The sequence below is a fragment of the Candidatus Ruthia endofausta genome (assembly GCF_013342985.1).
Taxonomy (GTDB): Bacteria; Pseudomonadota; Gammaproteobacteria; order PS1; family Pseudothioglobaceae; genus Ruthia; species Ruthia endofausta.
This window is the reverse complement of the sequence record NZ_CP054490.1, coordinates 807,442-824,858: the sequence shown is the minus strand read 5'-3', so window position 1 is coordinate 824,858 and position 17,417 is coordinate 807,442. Positions and strand designations below refer to the sequence as shown.

The following is a 17,417-nucleotide window of genomic DNA, read 5'->3' as shown; positions in this document are numbered from 1 at the left end:
CCCTTCTGATAAAGCAATGCCGGTAATAAGCAGTAGGTGGTTATTACGTTTATATTTCCTAATTTTTCTAAGTAGCGTGTAGGCAAAGTGTCGATTAATATTAAGTATATAATATTCTACAGATTTGGATGCTGAAGAAAATATTGAAATTTCATGCGCAGCACTCTTAGGGCGTTGTTTAGGTACAACACCACAACCAGGCTTGAAACACTAAATGCCAAAATAATTATGCCAGTGTTTAGAAAATCGTGAACGTCCCCAGTTTGATTCTATCGCTGTTTGTGCCAATATCATGGAGCTTGGGATAATATCAATAACGTTCAACAGTGCTTTCTTTCAGTCGATATTTCTTTATTAATTTGTATTTTATTGAGTTTATTGTTCTTAATCAACACTCTTAGTAGTCTGATTTTTTTATTTTCTTTTTCGATAATAAGCAGTGGATAATTTAAAAATGCAATTTTTCTTTGATTAGTATCTTTGATTTGATCAAAGTCTGGTGTTTTAAAAGAATTTATCCATGATTTTAAACCCCGAAATTCATTTGCTTGAATTGGGACGATTAAAAATGTTATGCTAAGGATTAAAATCCTTAAAAGTCAAAGTGCTCACTGGATGCACAAATGACTTCTATCGTAAACATTTTTTCAATGGGTAGATTTAATAAATAGGATTTAATTACCCGAATAACGCCAGCGTGCGCTACAATTAAGACCAATTCATTAGTATGATGAAGCTCAATCTCTTTAAAAGAGGATAAAACTCGCGCTTGAAAAGCATAAAGGTTTTCTGCATTAAGTGGTCGATGATTAACAGGGTCTAGTTTAAAATTATCAATCAATGTCTGACCAATAGAATCAACACTTTTTCCCTGCCAATCTCCAAAATCTAGCTCTTTAAAGTTATTAAAGATTTCACAACGCGTAGTTTGATTTTTAGACAAATACTTAGCAAACTTAGCACAACGTATCAAGGGTGAACTGGCAATATAATCCCATGATTTTCCTTGGATAGAGTCAAGCATTTGCTGCCAGCCCTTTTTGCTAAGGGGGTCATCTCGATTACCACGATAAATACGACCACCAATAGGCACTCCATGCCTAAGCAAGTCTAGTTTCATTCGTTAGTTTGTTCTCTAGACATTAGATAGTTAACCGCTTCAGTAGGTGTTAGCTTTCCTTGAGTAACCTGATAAACTTGTTCACAAATTGGCATTTCCACTTGCTCTTTATTGGCAATAGATAAAATAAGCTCAAGTGTATTAAGACCTTCAACAGTGCTTCCTACATTAGCCAACGCATCTTTAATACTATGATTAAAGGCCAATTCTTTGCCGAACCTCCTATTTCTAGATAAATCATCTGAACAAGTAAGTACTAAATCTCCCAAACCAGACAAACCAACAAAGGTAGAATTTTTTGCACCAAGGCTTATTCCTAGGCGTGACATTTCTGTTAAGCCTCTAGTAATCAATGCTGCTTGGGTGTTAATACCATAACCTAATCCCGCAGCGATACCCGCAGCGATGGCTAAGATATTTTTAACTGACCCGCCAATCTCTACACCAACAATGTCAGCATTGGTATAAGCACGCAGGGTACTTGTTTGTATTAATTTTGCAAAGTGGTTTCTGGTATTTTTATCAACAGATGCCACGACTAATGCAGTAGGCTTATTCGTTGCTACTTCAAAAGCAAAACTTGGTCCAGAGATAACACAACCATTGCGATTGGGGAATATATGCTCAAAACTTTCATATAAAAAACATTTTTTGGTGGTGTCAAAACCTTTAGTGCCCCAAGCAATCTGATGGGTATCGTTAATGAGTGGTTTGATTTTTTCTAATACTTCAGAAAACGCATAACTAGGTGTAACAATCAATATGTTTTTAGAGTCTTGTAATTTAGAAAAATCACAAGTAATTTTTATATTGTGAGGATAGCACGTAGACAATACTGGATGTTTTGGCTTTAGTGTTTTGACTTCGTCTTGAGTGTGGGCATGTAGATAAATTGTGTCAAAATTATCATAAAGGGCAATGGCTAAAGCACTTCCCCAAGCGCCAGCACCAATAATGCTGAGGCTTTTGCTCATGGCTGATTTAGAATTTCATCTAACTTCTCAGATTGATCCGCAGCTGATAAACCATTAAATCCACCTATATAAAAGCCGTTAATAAATACTTGTGGTACGGTTTCTCTACCTATCTTTTCCTTGACTTTATTCCAATCATTTTGGCTTTTAACGTGGTATTTTTTGAAAGGAATGCCTCTTTTTTCAAACAATTGATAAGCTCTTTGGCAAAAAGGACAAGAATCTGAGCAATAAATAATTTTTTTTTTCATAACTAATTAAGTTTTAATGGGTAGTTTAGCTTTTTTCCATGCCTGAAAACCACCTTTTAAACTATATACATTTTCAAACTCATTGCGTGTTAATAATCCAGCAATATGTGCTGAACGAGAGCCATTACGACAATATACTAGTATTTTTTTACGTTTATCCAATGAAGACAATTTACCCTTTACACTAGCAAGTGGAATATGAATATCATCATCAATATACCCCGTCTTTCTCTCCTTCTCTTCCCTAACATCTAACAGGATAAGGTCGCTACTATCCATGAGTGTGACTGCTCCATTGGTATCAATATCTTCATATTTTTTTAATTTATCAAAAACAATATTACCAACAAGCAAAGCAATTAATAATATGAGTGTAATGGTTGTAAACATTTGTTCATCAGCAAATAAAAATCCAAGTATTTCCATGATCTATAAAGTTTTCCCTGTTAAAAAATTGTCCAACATTTCATGACCTTGTTCAGTCAAAATTGATTCTGGGTGAAATTGCACGCCTTCAATGGCAAGTTCTTTGTGTCTAATGCCCATGATTTCGTCTATCTCCCCTTTACTGTTCTGAGTCCATGAGGTAATCTCAAAGCAGTTTGGTAGGGTTGATTGCTGTGCTACCAACGAGTGATAGCGTGTTGCATTGAGTGGATTTTTAAGGTTTGTAAATATACCTTTCTTGGTGTGATGAATGCTGGACACTTTGCCGTGCATAATTTTTTTTGCACCAATAATATACCCACCAAAAGCCTGAACCATAACCTGAAACCCTAAGCAAATTCCTAAAATTGGCATTTTCTTAGAAAAATGCTTAATAGCCTCAATTGAAATTCCTGCCTCGTTTGGTGTACAAGGACCTGGTGAAATGACTAAAAATTCAGGTGCAAGTTTTCCAATGCCTTCTATTGTAATTTCATCGTTACGATATACTTCAACGGTTTGCCCCAACTTGCCAAAATATTGCACCAAGTTATAGGTAAATGAGTCGTAATTGTCAATCATCAGTAACATACTGTGCGTTATTTTACCGCTAAAAAGGAGGCAAAGTTAAGACACTGAAAATGACAAATACTGTTCTTAAAGCCTGCTGTGTTAAATCGCTTAAAGTGGGTTTGTTTGCTGTCCGTTATTAGCACATTTTCAATCGATTGACGTTTATTTGCAATCTCAAGTTCGCTATAACCATTGGCGCGTTTAAAATCTAAGTGTAACTTAGTTATCTGTTTTTGTTTTTTCTTATTATCAAAATGAATTTTTTCAGAGACAATAAGCGCGCCATTCGTATTTAGACCCTTGTAAATCTTGTTAATTAAAGTCTGTCTATTGCTTGGTGTAATAAACTGCAAGGTGAGATTAAGCACAATAATAGATGCATTCTCAAATTTTATATCAAGGATATCGCCACAAACCACGTCAATATTATCAATTTTACCTGTTAAATTTTGCTGACATTTTTTAACCATGTCTGGTGAATTATCAAGGGCAATAATTTGATTATTTGAGTGTGGGTTATTGATGCCTAACGCAATGGAAGTGGTACCTGTTGAAGCACCAAGGTCATAATAATTAGTATTGTCCTGACCATAAGTTTTAATACTTAAACTAATCATCTCAATCATGGATTGATAACCTGGTACTGAGCGTTTAACCATGTCATCAAATACATCGGCCACTTGTGCATCAAAAGTGAAATCAACTAAGTTATTTTCTTTAGTGAAGATAGTATCGTGCATTAGTTAGGCTGACTAATTTGCTTATTTTTATAAGATTTATAAGGCATATAAATTTTTTATAAAAAATTCACTTACCAGTACTTGAGTTGAGCCAATGGTAAAAATAGACCGCCTACCCCAAGCGTCATGTGTGTGGGTGATTTGTAGTTGACTACGTTTAATATTTTTATCATTAAACAACACCTCACCTAGAGGCCTACTGCCAATTTTTAATAAGTTTTGTGTGTCGTTAGTGATGGGAATGATTGATCTGGCAAATACAACAACTTGGCCATTTCCTAAAAGTTCTACTTCACGCACAATAGATTGACCTTGCCAATCAAGCAAACCTGTTTCATCAGCATGTATAAGAGATTCTGCTTGTGATAGAACATTGATTGAAAAACGATTAAATTTTTGCTTTAATTTAACGGTTAAGGATTGATGGTCATCAAGCCAAGTAAGAACTTGATCAGGTATATTGTTCACTTGATTTAAGTTTGTCCATATCAAGTTTTTTGTGTTAATCATATAGTCGGGTCATTTTACGTCAATCAAATGCTTTTAAGTATTGCCATATTGGTTTTTATCATCAGTAGTCCAACGAGTAATAAGTGCTTGTTGCTTGTCTTTGCCTAATTTTAAGAATTGCTCTGAGTAAAAATGTACTTGTTTGAGTAAATACTTATCACGCACAATATTGGCAATTTTCATATTGGCGATGCCTGTTTGCTGCGTGCCTAAAATCTCGCCAGGGCCACGAAGTTCTAAGTCTTTTTGTGCAATTTTAAAGCCGTCATTTGTTTGCCTTAAGATATCAAGTCGTGCAAATGCACTGTGACTGAGTGGTGCCTGATACATTAAAATACATATACTAGCATCAATACCTCGCCCTACACGGCCACGTAATTGGTGTAATTGTGCAAGTCCTAGCCTTTCAGAATTTTCAATGACCATGAGTGATGCATTGGTGACATTAACACCCACTTCAATGACTGTGGTGGTAACTAAAACATCAATCTCACCTTTGAAAAATTGTGCCATAATGGCAGATTTCTCATCTTTGTGTATCTTTCCATGAATCAATACCACGGTTAATTCTTCTAAATTTTCCTGTAGATAATGGCAGGTATTGGTGACAGATTCAGCACGGAGTGCTTCAGATTCTTCAATCAGTGTACATACCCAATACACTTGATTACCAGTACTACAAACTTGTTTGATTTTTTTAATCACTTTGTCTTTTTTATCATTGCCAAGTGCAATAGTTTTAGTAGGTTTTCTATCAGGGGGTAATTCATCAATCACTGAACAATCTAAATCTGCGTAGGCACTCATGGTTAATGATCTTGGAATAGGGGTGGCAGTCATGACCAGTTGATGGGGGATGCTATGTGCTTTTTGCACAAGAGATAAACGCTGATGTACGCCGAATTTGTGCTGTTCGTCAATAATCACCAAACCCAATTTATTAAAAACAACTTGGGTTTGAAATAGTGCATGAGTGCCAATAATAATTTGTGCTTTGCCTGAGTTGATTTTTTCAAGTTGTTTGGTTTTTTGTGTTGCGCTCTGTGAGCCAGTTAAAAACGCAATGTCAACACCTAAAGGGGTTAGATAATTTAAGAATTCTTGTAAATGCTGTGCAGCGAGTATTTCAGTGGGCGCCATAATGGTTGCTTGGAAGCCATTTTCGATTGCCTGCAAACAAGCAAATACAGCCACAATGGTCTTTCCTGAGCCTACGTCGCCTTGCAATAGTCTAAGCATTGGATGATTCGATGCAAGGTCTGAATTAATGTCATCAATGCTACGCTGTTGTACCTTTGTTAGTTGAAATCCTAAGACGTTTAATACTTTTTTGGTTAAAGTGCTTTTAATTTTAAATGTATTGGATTTTTTGGATTTACGCTTATCTTTGAGTTGGAGCAAACTAAGTCGTTGTGCACATAATTCTTCAATAATCAGACGCTGCTGTGAAGGGTGTTTAAAATTAGAGATTTGTTCAATATTATCATCAACTTTAGGGTGATGTAGCGTATTCAAAGCCTGCTTAAGGGTGGGTATAGAATTGTTTGCTAGGTTTTTAAAATTATCAGACAAGTCTGATTGTTGCAAAGTTTTTAATGCAATATCAATCCATCTTTTCATTTGTGCTTGGTGAATATTGGCAGTTAATGGATAGATGGGGCTGAGTGTTTTTTCTAGTAAATTATCCTGACCTTTGGAAATTAATCGATATTCAGGATGGTGCATTTCTAAACCATTTCTGCTAATCTTTACCTCACCAAAACATTGAACAATATCGCCACGAATAAAGTTTTGTTTTTGGTATTGATTAAAATGAAAAAATCTAAGCAATAAATTTTGATGATTAGAATCAGACAAGTAGCATAATAATTGTCGTTGACGGGTTGATGTTTCTTCGATACGCTCGATATTCAGTTGAACTAACACTTCATCGCCCACTCGAGCTTGATTTAGTTTAATTAGTTTGGTCTTATCTTGATAACGTATTGGCAGGTGAAACAGTAAATGTTCCAAATTAAAAACACCAATGGCATTTAGTTTTTGTTGTGTTTTTGGACCTAGGCCATTTAATGCAATGATTGGGTCAGATAATTGATACATAGATGGGAGAAGTTTTATCTAAACAAACCATTAAGATTGCATTAAGTTATTTGAAGAGATTGTATTTTATGCAACATTTAGTAGGTATAATCGCAGGGTTCTATTATCATAATTCCATCCATTTCCACCATTGAGCCTTTGGGCAGTTCACTAACACCAACTACTGCACGTGCAGGATAGGACTCATCAAAATAGGTGGACATAACTTCATTAACTTTTGGGAAATTGTTAAGGTCAGTGAGATAGATATTAAGCTTAACAATATCTTTTAAGTTGCCATTAGATTTTTGACAAACAGCCATTAGATTTTTAAAAACTTGATTAATTTGTTCGTTAATACCGCCACTGATTATTTCCATTGTTTCTGGTATTAGGGGGATTTGGCCGGATAAATAAACGCTAGAGCCACCAGTAATGCACACTGCTTGAGAGTAAGTGCCAATTGCTTTAGGGGCTTTACTAGTTGAAATAATATGTTTTTGCATGATTAAAGTGCCTAAGTTAGAAAATATATTAATTATACGAAATCTTTGATGGATTAAGGCGGACTTTTTTGATAAATACCGAGGTTTATGAGATTCTAATTTATATGATCAATCTAATCAGTAAGATATTGAAAGAAGATATTGAAAGGCAGTTGTGTAATTATTTTAAATTGCAATAAGAGGCGAATTTAAGAGTGGTGCCCGGGGCCGGAATCGAACCGGCACAGCCGTGAAGCCGCAGGATTTTAAGTCCTGTGTGTCTACCAATTTCACCACCCGGGCAGTTTGTGAATTTATCGACACATAAAAATAGGCAATTATATACTAAGCATTGGTAAAATTTCACTTTATTGTCAGGATTGAATTGTATGGGGATTGTTAAGTTAATTATTATTGTTTTACTTGTGTGGACAGGCTTTTGGCTTTTAAAAAAAATTAAAAAACCAGCTAATCATCTTGACCAAGAATCATCGGTTAATAAAATGCTCGCTTGTAGTGTTTGCAAGGTTCATGTTCCTGAAAATGAGGCAATCATTCAAAATAATAAGGTGTATTGCTCAAAAGAGCATTTGGAATAAGTGATGAAATTTTTACTTGATTTTTTTCCTATTGTCCTATTTTTTGTTATTTATAAGACGATGGGTTTATACATGGCAATTTATGCCATGATTGGTGCAACTTTTTTGCAGATGATGATTGCACGTTACCGAACGGACAAGTTTGAAAACATCCATTTAATAACATTTGGTTTATTGGTGATTTTAGGTGGTGCAACACTTGCCCTTAGAAATCCTGCATTTTTAATGTGGAAAGTTAGTGTGTTGTATGTGGTGTTTGCTTTTGCGCTAGTGTTGAGTATGTGGATTGGCAAGAAAACTTTATTGCAAAGGATGTTGGGTAAAGAATTAGAATTGTCAGAAAATGTGTGGCATCAACTTAGTTGGTTGTGGGGGCTTGGTTTTACAGGCATTTCTATTGTTAATGCTTATTATGTTAATCTTGCTTTGGGTGCTAGAGAGAAGTTATTTACCGCTACTGAACTTGATTCTAAAATTGAATTGACAGAGCTAGATTGTGCAAATACAACAATGGAGCAACTTTGTATTATTGCCCAGCAGACTGAGGAATCTTGGGTTAATTTCAAGCTATTTGGCACCATAGGGCTAACATTTATATTGATTGTTATCACGATAATTTTTATCAATAAATACATTAAAAAAGGATAAAAAATAATGAAACAAACGCCTTTGTATCAAACACACATAGAGTCGCAAGGGAAGATGGTTGATTTTGGAGGTTGGGAAATGCCGCTTAATTATGGCTCTCAAATTGAGGAGCATCATCAAGTGCGCCGTGATGCAGGTATGTTTGATGTTTCGCACATGAGTGTGGTTGATTTTAAAGGTGCTGAAGCAAAAGCATTTTTGCAAGTTTTGATTGCTAATGATGTTGATAAGCTGAAAACACAAGGCAAGGCGTTATATAGTTGCATGCTAAATAAATCAGGTGGAGTGGTGGATGATTTGATTGTTTATTACCAAAATGACGAATATTATCGCATGGTAATTAATGCGGGTACTGCTGAAAAGGATATGCTCTGGATTAAGGTCCAAGTAAATGATTTTGATGTATCGGTTGAGCGGATGTCTGATTTAGCAATGATTGCTGTACAAGGTCCAAATGCAAGGGCAAAAGTATTTACAGCCATGCCAGGCCTTGAAGAGGTTTGTGGTGAGTTAAAGCCATTTAATGCGGCTAGTTTAGGCGGGTTATTCATTGCACGTACAGGCTATACAGGTGAAGATGGGTTTGAGATTATGCTGCCTTCAAGTTCGGCCAAATTTACTTGGCAAATGTTATTTGAGGCTGGCGTTAAGCCTTGTGGTTTAGGCGCGCGTGACACTTTGCGCCTAGAAGCAGGTATGAGTTTATATGGTTCAGAGATGAGTGATGAGGTTTCACCACTTGAAGCGGCACTCACTTGGACGGTTGATCTGGTCAATGAAAATCGTGCATTTATAGGTCGTGATGCATTAGAAGCATTAAAAGAAAAAGGCGTTGAAAGGACTATTGTTGGATTAGTTTTAGAAGGCAAAGGTGTAATTCGAGATCATCAAAAAGTAATCACCAGCCTGAGTGAAGGTGAAGTTACTTCAGGCACATTTTCACCCACTATGGGCAAGGCAATTGCACTGGCAAGTGTACCTAAGGGTAGTACTGGCAAGTGTGAAATTGAGATACGAAAAAAGAAAGTTTGCGCTAAAATAGTCAAACCACCATTCGTGCGTAATGGTAAAGTATTGGTTTAAATAAGTAGGGCAAAGTCCTGCTTGAGAAATTCAGGAGAAGAACATGAGCGAAATAAGAGAGGATAGACAATACACACAAACCCACGAGTGGATTTTAGATCATGGCGACGGTACTTATACCATGGGTATTACTGATTATGCACAAGCATTATTAGGTGATGCGGTATTTGTAGAATTATCCAACGTTGATGATGAAGTCTCTATCGAGGATGAATTTTGTGTGGTTGAATCTGTCAAAGCGGCTAGTGGCGTTTATGCTCCTGCTGATTTGCAAATTATTAAAGTCAACGAAGCGCTTGATGACGAACCAGAACTGGTTAATTCTAGTTGTTATGATGATGGCTGGTTGGTTAAATTTAAGTCTCATTCAGTTAGTGACTTAATGGATGCTGCTACTTATGCGCAAACACTAGACTAAAATTTAAATTGATTAACGCTTTAGTTGCCTACAAAGGCAAACCTGCGCGTATTGTTAAGCAAACGATGCATAAATTTGCATTAGAGTTTGCTGATGGTTCTTCGCGTTCGGTACGGGAAAAAGATTTCCGTTTTATTCACCCTGAATTTGTTCAAGTAGATGATGCTTGTGCACATGCAGATATTGCTGTTCTTGAAGATTTTCAAGAAGAGACACTAACATTAGAAGAAATAACGCAATGGTTGTTTGACGAATACAGTGCCAAAAACGCTTGGTGTAGTCGTATTTTAATTGAAGATGGTTTGTATCTTTTTTGGCAAAAAGACAAAGTTTTTATACGTCCAACTGCTCAAGTTGAAAGCATCCAAACTAAGCGTGACGCCCAAATTCTTGAGGCTGAAAATCTTAAACACTGTGTGGATAATCTTTCCAATAATACCTTTGATAAGCAAGATTTGTCTTATATTGAAGAGATTGAAAAAGTTGCACTAAATCAATCTAAGCACGCTAAGATTTTGGCCAATATTGGTATAGAAAATACACCCGAGTCTGCTCATAAATTGTTATTAAGACTTGACTATTTCAAGCCAAGCTTTAATCCCTATCCAGCGCGTCATGACATTTCTAAGGATGAGCAAATTGATGTTAGTATGGTTCAAGTTGAGCGCGTTGATTTAACGCATTTATCCAGTTATGCAATAGACAATGCTGATTCAAACGATGCTGATGATGCAATTAGTATTGATGGTGATAAGATTTGGATCCATGTTGCTGATGTATCTTTGATTGCTACTGCTGGCTCTGAGTTGGATACTTACGCACAAGAACGTGTTTCTAATTTATATTTGCCTGAACAGATTATTCACATGTTGCCTGTTTCTGCAACAAAAATGTGCGCATTGGGGTTGGCTGAAACATCAAGTGCTTTATCGATAGGGTTTACTTTAGAATCAGGTGAGATTGATAATATTGAAGTAGTTCATAGTTTGATCAAAGTGACTAATATCAGCTATGATGATGCAGATGGAATGTTAGTGTCTAATGAACATTTATCCAAATTACAAGGCATTACAAAGACGCACAAACAATATAGAGATAATTGTGGTGCAATCAGTTTAAATTTGCCCAATGTTGATGTTAGATTTAAGCAAGGTCAAGTGTCAATTACGCCACAAAGCTCAAGTCAAAGTCGTGAATTGGTGGCTGAAATGATGGTAATGGCGGGTCGTGTTGTTGCACAATTTTCTGTTGATAATGACATTGTTATGCCTTATGCAATTCAAGATGAAGGGAAGTTTCCACAAGGAGCACTGGATAATAAAGATGCATTGTCTTTATCTGAGTCATTCAAAGCCACAAAGTTTTTTAAACGTTCAACCACATCCACCAAGAATTTACCACATTTTGGACTAGGACTTAAAGCGTATTTACGTATTACCAGTCCACTTAGAAGGTATCTTGATCTGCTTGCACATCAGCAACTCAGCCATTTTATTAAAGGTGAAGATACACTAAACAAGGAAGATGTTAAAAATATTATCGGCATTCATAATGTCAACATGTCCAGTGTTGGTAGAACGGTGCGTTTTAGTAATGACCATTATAAATGCGTTTATCTGCTTGATAATCCATCATGGCAAGGTGAAGGTGTTGTGGTGGATACACGTGGTGACAAAGTGTTGTTTATGATTCCTGAATTGGGTATGATGACGCAGATTAAGTTTAAAATTTTGCCTAAGCTAGATGAAAAGATAGCGCTAAAGGTAACAACCGTTGATTTAGTTGACTGCCGTGCTAATTTCAAGACGATTTAGCTGACGACTAATTTCAATTGCATTGCCTTGGTTATTTGACCAGTCTCCCAATACGTATCTAGTAAAGTCATTATTAACATGAGTGTTTAATCGGTGTGTATGTCCGTGAATAAGATTTGCACCAGGGTATTTTTTCATTAATTGATTGACGGTTGTTATATCGACATCCATAATCTCGTATGATTTATGTTGTTGAGCTTTGATGCTCTTTTGGCGTAATTGAGCGCTAATTCTTAAGCGTAGTTCTACTCCTAAATGCAGAAAAATAAATTTTGTAATTGGGTATTGTAGTATGTCCTTTAAACGCTGGTAGCCTTTGTCCTTAGTGCATAACTCATCGCCATGTGTGAGCACATATTGTTGGTTATTGACTTCAAGTAAATAAGGCGCATCAATCAAAATACAATTAGTTTGTTTGGCAAAGTCATCACCTAATAAAAAATCACGATTGCCAGCTATGATAAAAATTTTAGTTTTAAGACTTAGTGTTTTTAGTGCTAAGACAACTTTCTGATAATGATCAATTGACAAGTCATCACCTAACCAAATATTAAACAAATCTCCAAGAATAAAAAGCTGATCGGCCATAACCGCCTGCTCTTGGCAAAACTTAATAAAAAGATGGGTTTTGTTCGTCTCATCAGTAGTAAGGTGTAAATCTGCTACGATGAGCGTTTGGCTCATTATGAATCGGCTGTATGCCTTGTTGATAATAACAGGGTTATTTGGTACATCACCATGTCCACCCTTATTGCCAGTAGAGACTTGATTGATTTTGTCAACTATCTCAAAGCCTTCAACGACTTCACCAAATACGCAATAGCCCCAACCATTTTCTCCGGGACAATCTAAGAATGAATTATCAGATGTGTTGATAAAGAATTGTGAGCTGGCAGAGTGTGGTGCAGAAGTTCTAGCCATGGCCAGTGAATATTTGGTATTTTTTAAACCATTCTTGGCTTCATTTTCAATATTAGCTTTAGTGATTTTTTCACTCATGTTTTTTGTAAAACCACCACCTTGAATCATAAAATTTTTAATCACACGATGAAAAATAGTATCATCATAAAAGCCATCATTCACGTAATCAATAAAGTTTTTCGCGCTGATTGATGCGTTTTTAGTGTCAACGTGAATGTGAATATTGCCCATGTTGGTTTCAAAAATAATCATGTATTAAGATCTATTTGAAGAAAAAATGTAATTATACATTAGAATTTTATTAAACAAACTTCACAAACCTAAACGTTCAAGTATAATTACGTCTTTTTTTGACTAGCATATTTAGGATTAGTTATGTACGCAGTTATCAAGACAGGTGGTCAACAATTTAGAGTTGAACAAGGCACGACTTTAAAGATTGAAAAATTAGAAATTGAACTAGGTAAGACAGTCACTTTTGAAGAAGTATTAATGGTTGCCGATGGTGACAATGTTCAAGTAGGCACACCTTCTATACCTAAAGCAACTGTTGAGGCGAAAATTATTTCACAAGGCAAAGGAAAAAAAGTACATATTCTTAAATTCCGTCGTCGTAAGCATTCAATGAAACAACAAGGTCATCGCCAATTGTTTACTGAAATTGAAATTGTTAAGATTAAGGCATAAGGAATAATTTATGGCACATAAAAAAGCAGGCGGTAGTACTAATAACGGTAGGGACTCCGTATCGAAACGCCTAGGTGTTAAAAGATTTGGTGGTCAAGTTGTATTGGCAGGCAACATTTTAGTGCGTCAAAGAGGCACAAAATTTCACTCAGGCACTAATGTTCGCAAGGGTAAAGACGATACGTTATTTGCTACAATAGATGGCAGAGTTGTATTTGCTAAAAAAGGCAAGTTTATGCGTCAATATGTTTCGATTGAAACCGCGTAATTTTTCGTACCAATATTATTTTTAAAAAGCGCTTTTCAGGCGCTTTTTTTATTGATTAAAATATGTCCATTCCATTTGTTTAAAATTTTATGAAATACGCTATTATATTTCCAGGTCAAGGGTCGCAATCTTTAGGCATGTTATCAGAACTTGCTGATCATTTTTCAATCGTAAAAGAGACATTTTCTGAGGCGAGCAATGTACTGGGGCTCGATCTTTGGGTATTGATACAGCAAGACCAAGATGCTCTTAATCAAACACAAAATACCCAGCCAGCGATGTTGGCTGCAGGTTATGCAACTTATTTGGCACTGACTAGTGAATATGATTTATCACCTATTTGTATGGCAGGCCATAGTTTGGGCGAATATACAGCATTGGTAGCATCAGGCACTTTAGGGTTTAGTGATGGTATTAAATTGGTCAAACAGCGTGCAAAATTAATGCAATCGGCAGTGCCTGAAGGGGTGGGTGTAATGGCGGCAATTCTAGGTTTAGAGGATCAAACTGTCATCAAGTTGTGTGCAAATTATACGGGCAGTGGGGTTGTTGAAGTGGCTAACTTTAATTCATTAGGGCAGGTGGTTATTGCAGGCAATAAAGAAGCTGTGGAGATTACCTGTCAAGCAATGAAAGATGCAGGTGCTAAGCGTGCAGTGGTGTTACCAGTGAGCGTGCCATCACATTGCTCATTAATGAATGATGTAGCAGCCGAGTTTAAAATTTTTGTAGATACAGTTAAGTTCAATCAAGGTAGTGTTGGCGTATTACATAATTTTGATGCACTTAAAGCAACAGATATTAACGATATAAAAGTCAAACTAGTTGCACAATTACACAAACCAGTATTATGGACAAACACTGTCCAAGCGATGCATAATATGGGCGCTTCAATGTTAATTGAATCTGGTCCAGGTAAAGTACTTACAGATTTGACCAAAAGAATCGAAAAATCTTTAACGGCTAAGGCCATCTTAGATTTAGCGAGTATAGAAACAACTTTAGAGGAAATTTTATCATGAACAATTTGGATGGAAAAATCGTATTAGTAACAGGCGCAAGTCGTGGTATTGGTCAGGCAATCGCTTTGACTTTAGGCGTGGCAGGTGCAACTGTTACTGGTACAGCAACGAGTGATAAAGGCGCAAGTGCAATTAGCGCTATATTCAAAGACAATAACGTTACAGGTATAGGCATGACACTTAATGTGACTAATAATAATCAAATTGCTAAGGTGATAAAGTCTATTGTTGACACTTATGGCACTATTGATATCTTGGTTAATAATGCAGGTATTACTCGTGATAATTTGTTGATTCGGATGAAAGAAGATGAATGGGATGATATTATGAATACCAACTTGACTTCTGTTTATAAAATGTCAAAAGCCGTATTGCGTGGCATGATGAAGAAAAAAGCAGGTCGCATTATTTCTATTGCTTCTGTTGTGGGTGCTATGGGCAATGCAGGTCAAACTAATTACGCTGCTGCTAAGGCGGGTATTATGGGTTTTAGTAAGTCACTCGCACGTGAAGTTGGTTCTCGTGGTATTACTGTTAATGCAGTTGCTCCTGGTTTTATTGAAACAGATATGACTCATGCACTACCTGAAGAACAAAGAATAGCCTTATCCCAGCAAATTCCAATGAGTCGTTTAGGCACGGTTGATGAAGTTGCTAATGCAGTATTATTTTTAGCAGGTGAGGGTGGTGCCTATATCACAGCACAGACATTGCATGTGAATGGTGGCGTGTACACAGTCTAAAATTTAGGTTATTTTTCCGTTTTTTTCCGTTTTTTTTTAAAAAATTTCTGTAATAACTCTTTGCATTTGTTGGCTAGAATACCACCTTGAATATTAATTGAATGGTTAAAACATTGACTGTTTGGTAAATCTATACACGACCCACAAACTCCTGATTTTTGATCATAAGCACCAAATACTACACATGATATTCGTGCATGAACTATAGCGCCTAGACACATAGCGCAAGGCTCTAAAGTGACATATAAGACTGTGCCAGACAGTCGATAGTTGTTTAATTGTTTACCTGCAGCACGTAATAACTGTATTTCTGCATGTGCAGTTGGATCATTGTTTGAGATGGGTTGATTGTGCGCACTGCTAATTAGTTGATTATTTTGCACCAAAATTGCACCAACAGGCATTTCATCTACCTCTTGTGCTTGTTTGGCTTGTTCAATGGCAAGTGCCATCCACTTTTCATCAATTAAAGGGTCTACTCCCATTCAATGGTTGCTGGTGGTTTGCCAGAAACATCATAAACCACGCGTGAAATACGAGAGATTTCATTCATGATTTGATTAGACACCAAATCTAAAAAATCATACGGTAATCTTGCCCAGCGGGCTGTCATAAAGTCAATGGTTTCAACAGCACGTAGTGCAATAACGTAGTCATAACGACGCTCATCACCTGTAACACCGACTGATTTAATGGGTAAAAATACAGCAAAGGCTTGGTTGACTGCGTCATATAAATCGTTTTTATGCAATTCATCCATAAAGATGGCATCGGCTTGTCTAAGAATATCAACATATTCTTGTTTGACTTGGCCTAAAATACGCACACCCAGTCCAGGACCTGGGAAAGGGTGACGATATAACATGTGTGCTGGAATACCAAGTTTTATACCAATTTGACGAATCTCGTCTTTAAATAATTCTTTCAAGGGTTCTACCAGTCTAAACTTTAAATCTTCTGGCAATCCACCTACATTGTGATGTGATTTAATCACTTTGGCTTTACCTGATTTAGCGCCTGCCGATTCAATCACATCAGGATAAATTGTGCCTTGGGCTAGAAATTGAATATTGTTGAGTTTTTTAGCCTCTTCTTCAAATACTTCGATGAAAGCATGACCGATAATTTTGCGTTTTTTCTCAGGGTCGCTTTCATCAGCTAGTGCATTATAAAATTTTTGTTGTGCATCAGCGCGGATAACTGTCACACCCATATTTTGCGCAAAGGTTTGCATGACTTCATCGCCTTCATTTAAACGTAAAAGACCATTATCAACAAATACACAGGTGAGTTGTTTGCCGATAGCTTGGTGTAATAATACAGCTACGACTGATGAATCAACACCTCCTGAAAGTCCAAGTAATACATTGCTATCACCAATTTGGCCTTTAAGATTCTCTACTAACTCAGTGATGATATTATCCGTTGTCCAGTTTTTTTCGCATTGACAAATGCCACTAATAAAATGATCTAGAATATGTTTTCCCTGTTTAGTATGAGTTACTTCTGGATGAAATTGTAAGCCGTAATAATGCTTTTTTACATTGGCAAATCCAGCTATATCACAGTTGTCTGTAGAGGCAATCAATTTAAATCCATCTGGTAATTGTTCTACCTCAATACCATGACTCATCCATACATCTAATAAACTATGACCTTCATGATTAATTTCGTCACTAATGTTACTAAGTAGTGGTGAGTGATTGCGAACATGAACTTTAGAAAAACCATATTCATGCTTATCGGCTGAAGTAGCATGGCCACCAAGCTGTATGGCCATGGTTTGCATACCATAACAAATACCTAGTATTGGCACATTAAGATCAAATATAATACTTGGCGCTCTAGCAGAATTATCAAGTGTTACGGTGTCAGGTCCACCTGAAAGGATAATGCCTTTAGGGTTAAAATTTTTAATAAAAGCATTATCTACATCATAGGGAAATAATTCACAATAAACACCAATTTCACGCACACGGCGAGCAATAAGTTGGGTATATTGAGAGCCGAAATCAAGAATAAGGATTTTATCAAGGTGAATATTTTTCATCATGGC

General features: G+C 36.4%; 21 protein-coding genes, 1 tRNA gene and 2 pseudogenes. 9 read left to right on the top strand and 15 right to left on the bottom strand.

Annotated features, from left to right (window positions below; all coding sequences use genetic code 11):
* Positions 1 to 210: 210 nt before the first annotated feature.
* The 11 genes from HUE58_RS07380 to HUE58_RS04635 form a co-directional block, all read right to left on the bottom strand.
* Positions 211 to 294, bottom strand: a complete 84-nt coding sequence (locus HUE58_RS07380) for a glucosaminidase domain-containing protein (protein ID WP_422851487.1) — start codon at positions 292 to 294, stop codon at positions 211 to 213.
* 298 nt (positions 295 to 592) lie between these two features.
* Positions 593 to 1,120, bottom strand: a complete 528-nt coding sequence (locus tag HUE58_RS04680; RefSeq protein WP_174605858.1) for a histidine phosphatase family protein — start codon at positions 1,118 to 1,120, stop codon at positions 593 to 595.
* The gene (locus HUE58_RS04675) at positions 1,117 to 2,094 is read right to left on the bottom strand and encodes an NAD(P)H-dependent glycerol-3-phosphate dehydrogenase (protein ID WP_174605857.1); all 978 of its coding nucleotides are present in this window, start codon (positions 2,092 to 2,094) and stop codon (positions 1,117 to 1,119) included. Before HUE58_RS04675 ends, HUE58_RS04680 begins: the two co-directional genes overlap by 4 nt.
* On the bottom strand, positions 2,091 to 2,345 hold the full coding sequence (locus tag HUE58_RS04670; protein WP_174605856.1) for a glutaredoxin family protein: 255 nt from the start codon (positions 2,343 to 2,345) through the stop codon (positions 2,091 to 2,093). The genes HUE58_RS04675 and HUE58_RS04670 overlap by 4 nt, the downstream gene beginning before the upstream one ends.
* Before the next feature lie 6 nt (positions 2,346 to 2,351).
* Positions 2,352 to 2,771, bottom strand: a complete 420-nt coding sequence (locus HUE58_RS04665) for a rhodanese-like domain-containing protein (RefSeq protein WP_174605855.1) — start codon at positions 2,769 to 2,771, stop codon at positions 2,352 to 2,354.
* Positions 2,772 to 2,774: 3 nt separating this feature from the next.
* Positions 2,775 to 3,362, bottom strand: coding sequence for an anthranilate synthase component II (locus HUE58_RS04660; protein ID WP_174605854.1), 588 nt, complete (start codon positions 3,360 to 3,362; stop codon positions 2,775 to 2,777).
* Between the two features lie 8 nt (positions 3,363 to 3,370).
* On the bottom strand, positions 3,371 to 4,084 hold the full coding sequence (gene cmoA, locus HUE58_RS04655; RefSeq protein WP_174605853.1) for a carboxy-S-adenosyl-L-methionine synthase CmoA: 714 nt from the start codon (positions 4,082 to 4,084) through the stop codon (positions 3,371 to 3,373).
* A 36-nt stretch (positions 4,085 to 4,120) separates the two neighbouring features.
* On the bottom strand, positions 4,121 to 4,552 hold the full coding sequence (locus HUE58_RS04650) for a chorismate--pyruvate lyase family protein (protein WP_246260755.1): 432 nt from the start codon (positions 4,550 to 4,552) through the stop codon (positions 4,121 to 4,123).
* Positions 4,553 to 4,627: 75 nt separating this feature from the next.
* Positions 4,628 to 6,694 (bottom strand): ATP-dependent DNA helicase RecG, encoded by a 2,067-nt coding sequence (gene recG / locus HUE58_RS04645; protein ID WP_174605851.1) that lies wholly within the window; start codon positions 6,692 to 6,694, stop codon positions 4,628 to 4,630.
* A gap of 77 nt (positions 6,695 to 6,771) precedes the next feature.
* Positions 6,772 to 7,179: a RidA family protein gene (locus tag HUE58_RS04640; RefSeq protein WP_174605850.1), complete on the bottom strand. Its 408-nt coding sequence runs from the start codon at positions 7,177 to 7,179 to the stop codon at positions 6,772 to 6,774.
* A gap of 195 nt (positions 7,180 to 7,374) precedes the next feature.
* Positions 7,375 to 7,461, bottom strand: a tRNA-Leu gene (locus HUE58_RS04635).
* A gap of 86 nt (positions 7,462 to 7,547) precedes the next feature.
* On the opposite strand from HUE58_RS04635, the gene HUE58_RS04630 reads away from it, so the two are divergent.
* The 5 genes from HUE58_RS04630 to HUE58_RS04610 are packed head-to-tail and all read left to right on the top strand — an operon-like array spanning position 7,548 to position 11,720.
* Positions 7,548 to 7,757: a PP0621 family protein gene (locus HUE58_RS04630; RefSeq protein ID WP_174605849.1), complete on the top strand. Its 210-nt coding sequence runs from the start codon at positions 7,548 to 7,550 to the stop codon at positions 7,755 to 7,757.
* A 3-nt stretch (positions 7,758 to 7,760) separates the two neighbouring features.
* On the top strand, positions 7,761 to 8,405 hold the full coding sequence (locus HUE58_RS04625) for an inner membrane-spanning protein YciB (RefSeq protein ID WP_174605848.1): 645 nt from the start codon (positions 7,761 to 7,763) through the stop codon (positions 8,403 to 8,405).
* Between the two features lie 3 nt (positions 8,406 to 8,408).
* Entirely contained in the window at positions 8,409 to 9,488 is a 1,080-nt protein-coding gene (gcvT, locus tag HUE58_RS04620; RefSeq protein ID WP_174606239.1) for a glycine cleavage system aminomethyltransferase GcvT, read from the top strand.
* 43 nt (positions 9,489 to 9,531) lie between these two features.
* The gene (gcvH, locus tag HUE58_RS04615; RefSeq protein WP_174605847.1) at positions 9,532 to 9,906 is read left to right on the top strand and encodes a glycine cleavage system protein GcvH; all 375 of its coding nucleotides are present in this window, start codon (positions 9,532 to 9,534) and stop codon (positions 9,904 to 9,906) included.
* Between the two features lie 8 nt (positions 9,907 to 9,914).
* Positions 9,915 to 11,720 (top strand): ribonuclease catalytic domain-containing protein, encoded by a 1,806-nt coding sequence (locus HUE58_RS04610; RefSeq protein ID WP_174605846.1) that lies wholly within the window; start codon positions 9,915 to 9,917, stop codon positions 11,718 to 11,720.
* Here HUE58_RS04610 and HUE58_RS04605 read toward each other — a convergent pair.
* Positions 11,685 to 12,341, bottom strand: a pseudogene (locus tag HUE58_RS04605) (UDP-2,3-diacylglucosamine diphosphatase); the annotation flags it as partial. The gene HUE58_RS04610 and the pseudogene HUE58_RS04605 overlap by 36 nt on opposite strands.
* Positions 12,342 to 12,419: 78 nt before the next feature.
* Positions 12,420 to 12,893 (bottom strand): annotated as a pseudogene (locus HUE58_RS04600) (peptidylprolyl isomerase); the annotation flags it as partial.
* Between the two features lie 123 nt (positions 12,894 to 13,016).
* Here HUE58_RS04600 and rplU point away from each other — a divergent pair.
* The 4 genes from rplU (at position 13,017) to fabG (ending at position 15,361) form a co-directional block, all read left to right on the top strand.
* Entirely contained in the window at positions 13,017 to 13,328 is a 312-nt protein-coding gene (gene rplU / locus HUE58_RS04595) for a 50S ribosomal protein L21 (protein ID WP_174605845.1), read from the top strand.
* A gap of 10 nt (positions 13,329 to 13,338) precedes the next feature.
* Positions 13,339 to 13,596, top strand: coding sequence for a 50S ribosomal protein L27 (rpmA, locus tag HUE58_RS04590; protein WP_174605844.1), 258 nt, complete (start codon positions 13,339 to 13,341; stop codon positions 13,594 to 13,596).
* Between the two features lie 89 nt (positions 13,597 to 13,685).
* A complete protein-coding gene (gene fabD / locus HUE58_RS04585) occupies positions 13,686 to 14,618 on the top strand; it encodes an ACP S-malonyltransferase (protein ID WP_174605843.1) in 933 nt (310 codons plus the stop codon).
* Positions 14,615 to 15,361 carry a 3-oxoacyl-ACP reductase FabG gene (gene fabG, locus HUE58_RS04580; protein ID WP_174605842.1) on the top strand — a complete coding sequence of 249 codons (747 nt, stop codon included), beginning with the start codon at positions 14,615 to 14,617 and terminating at the stop codon, positions 15,359 to 15,361. The genes fabD and fabG overlap by 4 nt, the downstream gene beginning before the upstream one ends.
* Before the next feature lie 8 nt (positions 15,362 to 15,369).
* On the opposite strand, the gene tadA is transcribed toward fabG, so the two are convergent.
* Complete coding sequence (gene tadA, locus HUE58_RS04575) at positions 15,370 to 15,846, bottom strand: tRNA adenosine(34) deaminase TadA (RefSeq protein ID WP_174605841.1); 477 nt, start codon at positions 15,844 to 15,846, stop codon at positions 15,370 to 15,372.
* Positions 15,837 to 17,411 (bottom strand): glutamine-hydrolyzing GMP synthase, encoded by a 1,575-nt coding sequence (gene guaA / locus HUE58_RS04570; RefSeq protein WP_174606237.1) that lies wholly within the window; start codon positions 17,409 to 17,411, stop codon positions 15,837 to 15,839. The genes tadA and guaA overlap by 10 nt, the downstream gene beginning before the upstream one ends.
* Between the last annotated feature and the right edge of the window lie 6 nt (positions 17,412 to 17,417).

Bases quoted from the DNA above. Each gene is read 5' to 3' on its own strand.
- HUE58_RS07380 (WP_422851487.1), bottom strand. From the start codon at position 294: ATGATATTGGCACAAACAGCGATAGAATCAAACTGGGGACGTTCACGA.
- HUE58_RS04680 (WP_174605858.1), bottom strand. From the start codon at position 1,120: ATGAAACTAGACTTGCTTAGGCATGGAGTGCCTATTGGTGGTCGTATT.
- HUE58_RS04675 (WP_174605857.1), bottom strand. From the start codon at position 2,094: ATGAGCAAAAGCCTCAGCATTATTGGTGCTGGCGCTTGGGGAAGTGCT.
- HUE58_RS04670 (WP_174605856.1), bottom strand. From the start codon at position 2,345: ATGAAAAAAAAAATTATTTATTGCTCAGATTCTTGTCCTTTTTGCCAA.
- HUE58_RS04665 (WP_174605855.1), bottom strand. From the start codon at position 2,771: ATGGAAATACTTGGATTTTTATTTGCTGATGAACAAATGTTTACAACC.
- HUE58_RS04660 (WP_174605854.1), bottom strand. From the start codon at position 3,362: ATGTTACTGATGATTGACAATTACGACTCATTTACCTATAACTTGGTG.
- cmoA (WP_174605853.1), bottom strand. From the start codon at position 4,084: ATGCACGATACTATCTTCACTAAAGAAAATAACTTAGTTGATTTCACT.
- recG (WP_174605851.1), bottom strand. From the start codon at position 6,694: ATGTATCAATTATCTGACCCAATCATTGCATTAAATGGCCTAGGTCCA.
- HUE58_RS04640 (WP_174605850.1), bottom strand. From the start codon at position 7,179: ATGCAAAAACATATTATTTCAACTAGTAAAGCCCCTAAAGCAATTGGC.
- HUE58_RS04630 (WP_174605849.1), top strand. From the start codon at position 7,548: ATGGGGATTGTTAAGTTAATTATTATTGTTTTACTTGTGTGGACAGGC.
- HUE58_RS04625 (WP_174605848.1), top strand. From the start codon at position 7,761: ATGAAATTTTTACTTGATTTTTTTCCTATTGTCCTATTTTTTGTTATT.
- gcvH (WP_174605847.1), top strand. From the start codon at position 9,532: ATGAGCGAAATAAGAGAGGATAGACAATACACACAAACCCACGAGTGG.
- rplU (WP_174605845.1), top strand. From the start codon at position 13,017: ATGTACGCAGTTATCAAGACAGGTGGTCAACAATTTAGAGTTGAACAA.
- rpmA (WP_174605844.1), top strand. From the start codon at position 13,339: ATGGCACATAAAAAAGCAGGCGGTAGTACTAATAACGGTAGGGACTCC.
- fabD (WP_174605843.1), top strand. From the start codon at position 13,686: ATGAAATACGCTATTATATTTCCAGGTCAAGGGTCGCAATCTTTAGGC.
- fabG (WP_174605842.1), top strand. From the start codon at position 14,615: ATGAACAATTTGGATGGAAAAATCGTATTAGTAACAGGCGCAAGTCGT.
- tadA (WP_174605841.1), bottom strand. From the start codon at position 15,846: ATGGGAGTAGACCCTTTAATTGATGAAAAGTGGATGGCACTTGCCATT.
- guaA (WP_174606237.1), bottom strand. From the start codon at position 17,411: ATGAAAAATATTCACCTTGATAAAATCCTTATTCTTGATTTCGGCTCT.